Raw genomic sequence first — 9,022 nt, forward strand, 5'->3', positions numbered from 1 at the left:
TTAAGAAGAGCTTGAAGATTTCGCGGGATACGACTTGAATATGCTGGTGCTGCCATCGGGTTTGACCAGCAGCACGTCGTAAGCGTCCTTGCGCTTTCCGTACATGGGGCCGTCCATGCCCGGAGAGCCGACGGGCATCCCGGGCACCACCAAACCGATGGCCTTCGGGCGCAGTGCCAACAGGCGCTGTATGTCACTTGCGGGGACATGTCCTTCAACGGCATAGCCGCCGACCTGTCCGGTGTGGCATGAGCCCAGCTTCGCGGGTATGCCAAGCCTCGCTCTTGCCGCCGTATTGCCGCCGTCGTTGACCCGCACGTCAAAGCCGCTGTCTTCCAGGTGTTTCACCCAGTCTTTGCAGCAGCCGCATTCGGGGTCTTTCCAGACCTCGACGAAGGGACGGGTTTTGGCGGACGTGCCGCCACTGAGAACGAGCTGCGTGCCGGCGACAAATACCGGGAGAGCTTTGAGAAACGAGCGTTTTTGCATAGCGGCCTCCATCAGCGCCCGGATTACCTGGATGCCACCACAGTGACCTTGCCCACCATCCCGGCCTGGTAGTGACCGGCGATCAGGCAGGCATAGTCAAAAGTTCCGGCCTTGTTGAAGGTCCAGATGATCTCCCCCGTCTTGCCGGGGCCGACGTGGGCCATGTAAGACTCATCGTGCTCCATGTTCGGAAATTTCATCATGAGCGCGGCATGCTCATCAAGGTCCTTCTTGGTGCCAATCACCATCTCGTGCAGGGTCTGCCCGCCGTTTTTGATCACGAACCTGATCGTCTCGCCCTGCTTGACTTCCAGCTTGTCAGGATTGAATCGCATGTTGTCTGTCATGGTGAAAGTCACGGTGCGGGTCACGGTTTTGGCGTCGCCGGCGATACCCCACGCTTTCTGCTCCTTTTTGACAGGCCCCTCCTTTTTTGCGTGGGTTTCGTCGCCATGCGCCAAAGCGAAGGTACTTGCGCCGGCGATCAGGGTGGCGAGGATTGTGGTGTTGATTCTCTTCATGGGTGTTCCTTGGGTTAGTGTGGATAAGAGGTTGTGGAAAAAGATCAAGTCACTCTCCGCCACTCAGACACAGGAGCTGCTGGCGGTTGTGTGTTTCATAAGTTTTCCTTGGTTTGGGATCAATGCTTCATGTTGCCCATGGGCTTGCGCACCTGGACTTCAACTTCTTTGGCCGGCATGTTCTGGACCGGCATGGATTTACCGCCCTCCGCGGCGAAGCGCGCGGGGTTGGGCAACGACCCGGTCCATTCATAGGCCACCTCGCCGGCGGGATGCTTGTACCAGCCGGGATCCTTGTAGTCGCCGGCCTTCTGGTCCTTGCGCACCTTGACCATCGAGAACATGCCCCCCATTTCGACCGAGCCGAACGGGCCGGTTCCGGTCATCATGGGTGCGGTGTTGTCCGGCAAAGGCATTTCCATCTCGGCCATATCAGCCATGCCGCGCTCGCCCATCACCATGTAATCCGGAATCACATGAGTGRTCTCGCGCGCCACTTTGCGATGGTCCACGCCGATCATGGTCGGCACGTCGTGGCCCATCGCGTTCATCGTGTGGTGGCTCTTGTGGCAATGAAACGCCCAGTCGCCCTCCTCGTCGGCGAGGAATTCGATCTGCCGCATCTGGCCGACGGCGACGTCGGTGGTGACCTCGTACCAGCGGGTCGATTTCGGGGTCGGGCCTCCGTCAGTGCCGGTGACGAGGAACTCGTGCCCGTGCAGGTGGATCGGGTGGTTGGTCATCGTCAGGTTGCCGATCCGGATGCGCACCTTGTCGTTCTTGCGCACCACGAGCGGATCGATCCCGGGGAAGACCCGGCTGTTCCAACTCCACAGGTTGAAGTCCAGCATGGTCATGATCTTGGGCGTGTAAGCACCTGGATCAATGTCATAGGCATTGAGCAGGAACACGAAGTCCCGGTTCACCTCATCGATCAGGGGATGCCTGGCCTTGGGATGGGTGATCCAGAAGCCCATCATCCCCATGGCCATCTGCGTCATCTCGTCGGCATGCGGGTGGTACATGAAGGTGCCGGGGCGCATGGCCACGAATTCGTAGACAAAAGTCTTGCCCACGGGGATGGCCGGCTGGGTCAAACCCGACACGCCATCCATGCCGTTGGGCAGCCGTTGGCCGTGCCAATGCACACTGGTGTGTTCCGGAAGTTTATTGGTCACAAAGATGCGTACCCGGTCGCCTTCGACCACTTCGATGGTGGGCCCGGGCGACTGGCCGTTGTATCCCCACAAATGCGCCTTGAAGCCCGGGGCCATCTCGCGCACCACGGGTTCGGCCACCAGGTGGAACTCCTTCACGCCGTTGTTCATGCGCCAGGGAAGCGTCCACCCATTGAGGGTGACCACCGGGTTGTAGGGACGCCCGCTATTGGGCACCAGGGGTGCCATGGTGTCAGGCCTGGTCTGGCTCACCGGCTCGGGGAGCGCCGCCATGGCGACCCTGCTGACGGCAGCGGCGGCTACCGCCGTGGTCAGCGCGCCGGCGCCTGCCAGGAAATTTCTTCTGTTGGTCATTGGAGTTCCGTAGATTTTGTTTTGGCCCTCAATGGCCACCTTCGACGCCACCACCGGCGGCACCTGATACAGGCATCGCGCCCATGGCGGTCGGTTTTCCGATGATGGAAGCGGCAAGCGCCGCGTCCGCCAGCCAATACTGCTGGTAGGCATTGATGGCGGCTGTGACGCTGGAAATCTGCTCCCGGGTGTCGGCCAGCAGTTCGAAGACGCCGATCAGCATTCCGTTGTAGCGAAGGACGTTTTCTTCCGCCATCGACTTGCGCAGCGGAACAACTTCGTCGCGATAGTGCTTGGCGACGTCGTAGGCAGTCCGGTAGGCCGAGTAGCTTTCGCGCAGCTGTGACGAGGCGCCCCGCACGGTACTTTCGTAGCGGTTGGCCGCCGCCAGGGACTGGGCGTTCATGGCGTCGCGGCGTGCCGACCCCCAATCAAAGATCGGCAGGCGAATACCCAGCTCGTAACCCCTTCGCGGCGTCCTGGTGCCGGCGGCTTCGTCGATGACGGTGTCGCGACGGATTCCAAGCTCCACGTCGACCAGGCTGGTGATCAGATTCAGGCCTTGTGAGCGTCCGGCCACATCGAGCTGGTGGCGCGCCATCTGAACGTCGATACGTTGCTCCGTCGCATTGGCATTCACCGCGGCGGGCTGGCGAGGTTCTTTGGGCAGATCGGGCAACCGTTCAGGCAACTTCAACACGTCGGCCTGGGCATCCGTCAGGCCCAATTGCCGGATCAGTTCCTCCCGCGCGGCTGTCGCGGCGTGCTGGGCGGATGCCAGCTGCGCCGCGGAATCGGCGTAAAAACTCTGCTGGCGCGCCCGCTGCAGTTTGTTGAAGTTACCCACCTGCTGCATGCGCCGGGCAAGCTCGGCCCCGGCCTGCGCGGTGGTATTGACCTGGCCCGCATACTGCAAACTCTGCTGGGCACCTACGGCCCTGACCCAGGCTTGGCGGACCTGCGTCACCTGCTCGACCACACTGGCGCCAAGCTGCACTTTGGCCTGCGCCACCTGCCCGCGCGCGATGGACACGCGTTGCGGCAAGGTCAGCAAGTCCAGCAAGCCAAACGACAGCAGGCGGCCAAGTTCGAGTTCTGAGCCCATGCGGGTGCGTTCAAAGGTGAACAACGGATTGGTGATCCGGCCGTTCTGGCTTGCCGTGGCCATATCGGCCCAGCTTTGGGCCAACAAGGTTTGCACCGCAGGGCTGTTGGCCAGCGCCAACTGGACAGCGTCATCCATGCCCAGCGGTTTAGCCAGCAGTTCATCCGCGAGTTTGCCGCGTGCCTGGCGCTGCTGGCCGGTACGGCTGAGTTCGAGCTTGCCTTGGGTGAAGGTGTTGGTGCTGCCATTGGCATCGCCAAGAGCTTCTTCGAAATTGACGGAAGCGCAACCGGCCAGCACCAGCGTCGCCGTGGTCATCGCGCCGAGTTTAAAAATGGTGTTCATGGCGCTCCAGGGGTTTGGCTGGCGCGTTGCGTGCGCCACCCGGTGGCGGCGCTTCAGGCGTCTGCGCTTGCCTGGCTTCCTTGGCGTAGGCACGCCAGCCGCCGATACGGGCGGTGGTGTCGTTGGCTTCCTTCCAGTTCACCGTGGACTCTTCGGTGTAGGGCTTGTAGCCGTCCATGGCCGACCGGAAAGCCGGCGGTGGGTTTGCCTGGGGTGCGGGTGCCGGACTGGCCAGCGGCGCAGGGCTTTGCGCGGCCGACAGGCCCGGCAAAGCGGATATCAGAACCAGCCCGTAGGCCAGCAGGGAGTTAAACATGGGATTCCTCGCGGTTTCATGGAACGGCGACAGCAAAGGCCTCTCTCGCAAGGGAGATCAGCTTTGATGGCGAACGATGAAAAGCACCCGCACCGCGGAGCCCGAAGGTCCGCAGCCAGCCGGGTGCGTCAGGCGCGAGGTGGTTTCTCGGGCAGGGCCGAGGGTACGCTGTGAACCAGGGCCGAAGGCTCGATATATACAGTGCCGGGAATGGAATGGATTGCCACTGTCCGGGTAGCGGTGGTCATGCCGACCAGGTTGCAGCAAGAGGCACATACGCCGCATTTGTGGGCCGCGTCGGGTAGCTGGTTTTGCGCATCCGGGGCCTGCTCGGAGCCGGTTGCTTGCGTTGCCTCTGCATGCATCGCGTGATCGAGAGCATCCTTGGAAGCATCAGCATGGTGATGATGGTCTTCAGGATCGGCTGGCGTCTGCAAAGCCATATGGTCGACGCTCTTGCCGCAATACTGCATCGATGCCGAGGCAAAACCCTGCATGGGCAAAGCCAGCATCATGAGCCAGAGCAGGAACGTACAAAAACGCGACATGGTTTCTTGATTCTATGGATTCTTTTAAGTTCCGGCGGGATGCCACGACACCAAACCACGACTCTAAACCTTGCCACTGTAGGAAGGTCAAGGCGCTATTCGCCTCGATATGTAAGAAGGAGCACGTCTTTGTGGGGCAGCTGGCTAAAGGCCTGCAAGTTGCCGGGTTTCCAGCGCCGGCAGTTCGGGCGCATGCGAACATTGAAGCGATGCCTAATCCGGCTGTGCGCGGCCCGTATTTGAAGGCCTTCCCGGCCTTAGCTCGGACTACAACATTCACTGGAGGCGAGAATTCCTTGGCTAGATACGCCAGAGCCGAAATCCCAAGCATTCCACCGGAATTGTAGAAATCCTGCCCGAATTGTAGAAACGCCCCAGGACCCGAAAAGGGCGCTGGGGCGCATGGAATATGGTGGCCTGGGGCGGAATCRAACCACCGACACAAGGATTTTCAATCCTCTGCTCTACCGACTGAGCTACCGGGCCTGAGCCTCAGATTATATATCAGCCAAAAGGGGTGCCCGGCCGGCCGGTTGGGAGAGGCCTCAGATGCCGCGTTTGCCGCGCGTGAGGTCGACGCCCAGCTGCTTCAGTTTGCGGTACAGGTGGGTGCGYTCCAGGCCGGTTTTTTCCGCGACACGGGTCATGGAGCCGCCTTCCTTGGCCAGGTGGAATTCGAAATACGCTTTCTCGAATTCGTCGCGCGCATCGCGCAGCGGTTTCTCCAGCAGGAAGCTCTGCGTGGCCTGGGGTCCCATGTCGACGGGCGCCGGCAAGCTGCCGCCGGTCATCACGGCCTCGACCGTGAGGTCGGCCAGGGGCAGTGCCGAATTGCTGTTCGGGGCGGCCGGCTTGCGCGGGGYTGTCTTGCTGAGGCCTTGCTCGACGGCCTTGAGCAGCTTTTGCAGCGTGATGGGTTTTTCCAGAAAGGCCATCGCGCCTATCTTGGTGGCCTCGACGGCGGTGTCTATGGTGGCGTGGCCGCTCATCATGATGACCGGCATGCTCAGCAGGCCGCTGGAGGACCACTCCTTGAGCAGGGTCACGCCGTCGGTGTCGGGCATCCAGATGTCCAGCAACACCAGGTCGGGCCTGGAACGCCCGCGGGCGGCACGCGCCTGCGCCGCGTTTTCGGCGAGCTCGACCTGATGCCCTTCGTCATTGAGAATTTCTGAGAGAAGGTCGCGTATGCCCAGCTCGTCGTCGACCACCAGAATATTTGCCATGATTGAATTGCTGCCTGCCTGTTGTTGCGATGCCGTGCGGATCTCGAAATCGAAGTGTTACTGAATGTGTTGTTATGCCACAACTGCAAATGATAACGACACTTGCGCCCCTTGCACCGCGCCGTCCAAAACCCGGTTGGAAATATCGATGCGCGCGCCGTGTTCGTCGGCGATTTTTTTGACCACCGCCAGCCCCAGCCCGGTGCCCTTGACCTTGGTGGTGACGTAGGGCTCGAAGGCGCGTTTGAGGATGTGCTCGGGAAAGCCGGTGCCCCTGTCGCGCACGCTCAGGCGCACGCGCCTGGAGGTCTCGGAGTATTCGGTCTTGAGCGTGACGCGCGCGCCCTCTTTGCCCTCCTGGGCATCCTGCGCATTCTGCAGCAGGTTGTGGATGACCTGGCGCAGCTGCTGGGCATCGCCCTGGATCAGCGGGGCCTTGGGGTCGAGTTCGGTGACGACGGGCACGGCGGCGGCGGCATCGCTGCGCCGGCCGCCATGGCCGTCGCTGTGGCTGTCGTGCAGGTAGAGCTGCATCACGTCGTTGACCAGGGCATTGAGGTCCACGGGCTTGAGTTCGGCGGCCGGCAGCCGGGCGTAGTCGCGGAACTCATTGACCAGCCGCTTCATCGCGTCGACCTGGTCGACGATGGTCTTGACGGATTTGGTGAGCAGCTGCTGTTCGGCCTCGCCCACCTTGCCGGTGAGTTTCATTTCAAGGCGTTCGGCCGACAGCTGTATCGGCGTGAGCGGGTTCTTGATTTCGTGCGCCAGCCTGCGCGCCACCTCGCCCCAGGCCTGAGCGCGCTGGGCCGAGACCATTTCGGAAATATCGTCGAACACCAGCAGGAATTCCTCAGTGCCGGGCATCCTGGCGCCACGCGCGATCAGCGTGATGGCATTGTCGGGCGCGCCGGGCATGGCCGCGTTGAGTTCAAACGACTGCTGCCAGTGCTCCTGCGCATGCGGCGCCCCGTCGCTGAGGTAGTCGGCGAACTGGGCCAGCACGTCTTTGGCGAACACGCCCAGGCCCGGCACCTCGCCAAGCGACTTGCCGTGGTAAGCCGCCAGCGGCGCGCGCAGGATGCGCGTGGCGCCCGGGTTGCTGGACTGGATGCTGCCGCGCACGTCGAGCACGATGACGCCGGCCGTCAGGTTGTCCAGGATGGTCTGCAGGTTGGCGCGTGCCGCGTCGACCTGGCTCATGCTTCGCTGCACCGCGGAACGGGCATCGGCCAGTTGCTGTGTCATGTCGGCAAAAGAGCGCGTAAGCCCGCCGAGTTCGTCCTTGCCTTGCAGCGCTGCCTTGGGCGTGAGGTCGCCCTGCGCCACCTGACGCACGCCTTCGGCCAGCACCAGCAGCGGCTTGGCCAGCTGGTTGCCCAGCAGCACCGCCAGCAGCACCGCGCCGAACACGGCGAGGAACAGGCTGAGCGTGAGTGTGCCTATGTACATCTTGCGCAGGCCGCCGCGCGCCAGCGCGCGTTCCTGGTATTCGCGGTTGGCCTCCTGCACGGCAACAGCGTTGGCCACCAGGCCTTCGGGCAGCAGCTGGCTCACCTGCAAAAAGCGGGCATCGCCCAGCACGGCCACATTGGGGTTGTTGACCACGGCGATGGCTTTGATGCGCGGCGCGCTGCCGGCGTTGACCGCCGGACCAGCCGCGCCCGCCGCCAGTTCGCCGTTGCCGGCGGACACCACCTCGTCCAGCCCTTCGATCTGCGTGACGACACGCTGCGTGCGCGCGCTGCGCAGCTGCTGTACCGAGGGGCGCTCGGGTTTGAGCAGGAAGCGCGATTCCCCGGCGCTGGCGATCACCTGGCCCGAGGGGCTCCAGAGCACCACGTCGCTGGCCTGCAGCTGGTCGCGCAGGCGCTCCAGTGCCAGCCCCGCCATGGCATCGGGCGTTTCGGCGATCTGCGTGGCGGCCTGCCGCGTCTTGTTGCCGAGGTCCGCCGCCAGCGTGTCCAGCGTGGCGCGGCCCAGGTTCAGGCCTGCCGCCAGGGCGCCCTCCACTTCCACGTCGAACCAGCTTTCAATGGAACGCGAAACGAACTGGTAGGACACCACGTAAATCATCAGGCCCGGCATCAGGCCGACCAGCGCGAAGATGGCCGCTAGCTTGACCAGCAGGCGGCTGCCGAAGCGGCCGCGGCGCAACCGCAACAGCAGCCGCGCGACGATCCAGCCGATCACCAGCAGCAGCAGGCCGGCGACCGCGATATTGAGCATCAGCAGCAGCGCGTAGTTGCGTTCGTAGAGTTCGCGGTTACCGGTGGCCTGCGTCAGCAGAAACATCAGCACCAGGCCCAGCGCCACGATGGCGCCTATGCCGACGCCGACCGTCCAGCGAAAGGCTTTGCTGCTTTTGAGGGACCCGCCGCTGACCTGCAGGTTCACTTGGTGGCCTCGGTGCCTGGGGCTGCGGGGGCCTGGGGCGCTGCGGGCTCCAGCCTGAGCCGCTCCTTGATCTGCGCGGAAATATTCCAGTCCCGCTGGCCGGCTACACCGATCTGGAACGGCCGGGGCAATTGGGACAGGTCGAGCCGGAAACTGAAATCCAGCTTGTAGGAGGCATCCGGGTCCACGTCGCCGGCTTCCGCGATCTTCCAGCGGGCCACGCGCTGGATAGCCGACAAGGCCTCGGACAGGGTTTCGTAATTCTGGTTCAGGGTGGCCCGCAGGCCGGAGGAGCTGGTGATCAGTCCTGACGCGATGTTGACGCGCCAGCGCCGGGTCAGCGGCTGGTAGGCCAGGCGTATGGTGCGGGCGGTGCTGGCCACGCGCGGATCGGTCCAGTACCAGCGGTCGCGGTAGATGTCGGCTTCGACCACAAAAAACATCGGAATGCCCTTAAGCAGGGCGTCTTCCACCACCAGCGGGAGGTCGAAGCGGACCAGGGCGGACAGGTGGACGCCGTCTTCGCCGCGCTCCACGCGCAGC

Annotated in this window: 9 protein-coding genes and 1 tRNA gene; all 10 read right to left on the reverse strand. The window is 63.1% G+C overall.

The genetic code is table 11. The features are described from left to right. Nucleotides 1-489, reverse strand: coding sequence for a DUF411 domain-containing protein (locus AC1D0P_RS03100; protein WP_477675347.1), 489 nt, complete (start codon nucleotides 487-489; stop codon nucleotides 1-3). A gap of 23 nt (nucleotides 490-512) precedes the next feature. Further along, nucleotides 513-1,010 carry a cupredoxin domain-containing protein gene (locus tag AC1D0P_RS03105; RefSeq protein WP_477675348.1) on the reverse strand — a complete coding sequence of 166 codons (498 nt, stop codon included), beginning with the start codon at nucleotides 1,008-1,010 and terminating at the stop codon, nucleotides 513-515. A 119-nt stretch (nucleotides 1,011-1,129) separates the two neighbouring features. Further along, entirely contained in the window at nucleotides 1,130-2,542 is a 1,413-nt protein-coding gene (locus AC1D0P_RS03110) for a multicopper oxidase family protein (RefSeq protein ID WP_477675349.1), read from the reverse strand. A gap of 28 nt (nucleotides 2,543-2,570) precedes the next feature. Next, nucleotides 2,571-3,992, reverse strand: coding sequence for a TolC family protein (locus AC1D0P_RS03115; protein WP_477675350.1), 1,422 nt, complete (start codon nucleotides 3,990-3,992; stop codon nucleotides 2,571-2,573). Continuing rightward, nucleotides 3,976-4,308 (reverse strand): hypothetical protein, encoded by a 333-nt coding sequence (locus AC1D0P_RS03120; protein ID WP_477675351.1) that lies wholly within the window; start codon nucleotides 4,306-4,308, stop codon nucleotides 3,976-3,978. The genes AC1D0P_RS03115 and AC1D0P_RS03120 overlap by 17 nt, the downstream gene beginning before the upstream one ends. Nucleotides 4,309-4,436: 128 nt before the next feature. Continuing rightward, entirely contained in the window at nucleotides 4,437-4,856 is a 420-nt protein-coding gene (locus AC1D0P_RS03125; protein ID WP_477675352.1) for a hypothetical protein, read from the reverse strand. A gap of 410 nt (nucleotides 4,857-5,266) precedes the next feature. Further along, nucleotides 5,267-5,342: transfer RNA gene (locus tag AC1D0P_RS03130), tRNA-Phe, on the reverse strand. 59 nt (nucleotides 5,343-5,401) lie between these two features. Then, nucleotides 5,402-6,082: a response regulator gene (locus AC1D0P_RS03135; RefSeq protein WP_477675353.1), complete on the reverse strand. Its 681-nt coding sequence runs from the start codon at nucleotides 6,080-6,082 to the stop codon at nucleotides 5,402-5,404. A 72-nt stretch (nucleotides 6,083-6,154) separates the two neighbouring features. Next, nucleotides 6,155-8,479 (reverse strand): sensor histidine kinase, encoded by a 2,325-nt coding sequence (locus AC1D0P_RS03140; RefSeq protein ID WP_477675354.1) that lies wholly within the window; start codon nucleotides 8,477-8,479, stop codon nucleotides 6,155-6,157. Then, on the reverse strand, nucleotides 8,476-9,021 hold the full coding sequence (locus AC1D0P_RS03145) for a DUF4390 domain-containing protein (protein ID WP_477675355.1): 546 nt from the start codon (nucleotides 9,019-9,021) through the stop codon (nucleotides 8,476-8,478). The genes AC1D0P_RS03140 and AC1D0P_RS03145 overlap by 4 nt, the downstream gene beginning before the upstream one ends. Between the last annotated feature and the right edge of the window lies 1 nt (nucleotide 9,022).

This window comes from Polaromonas sp. P1_G2 (assembly GCF_056405515.1).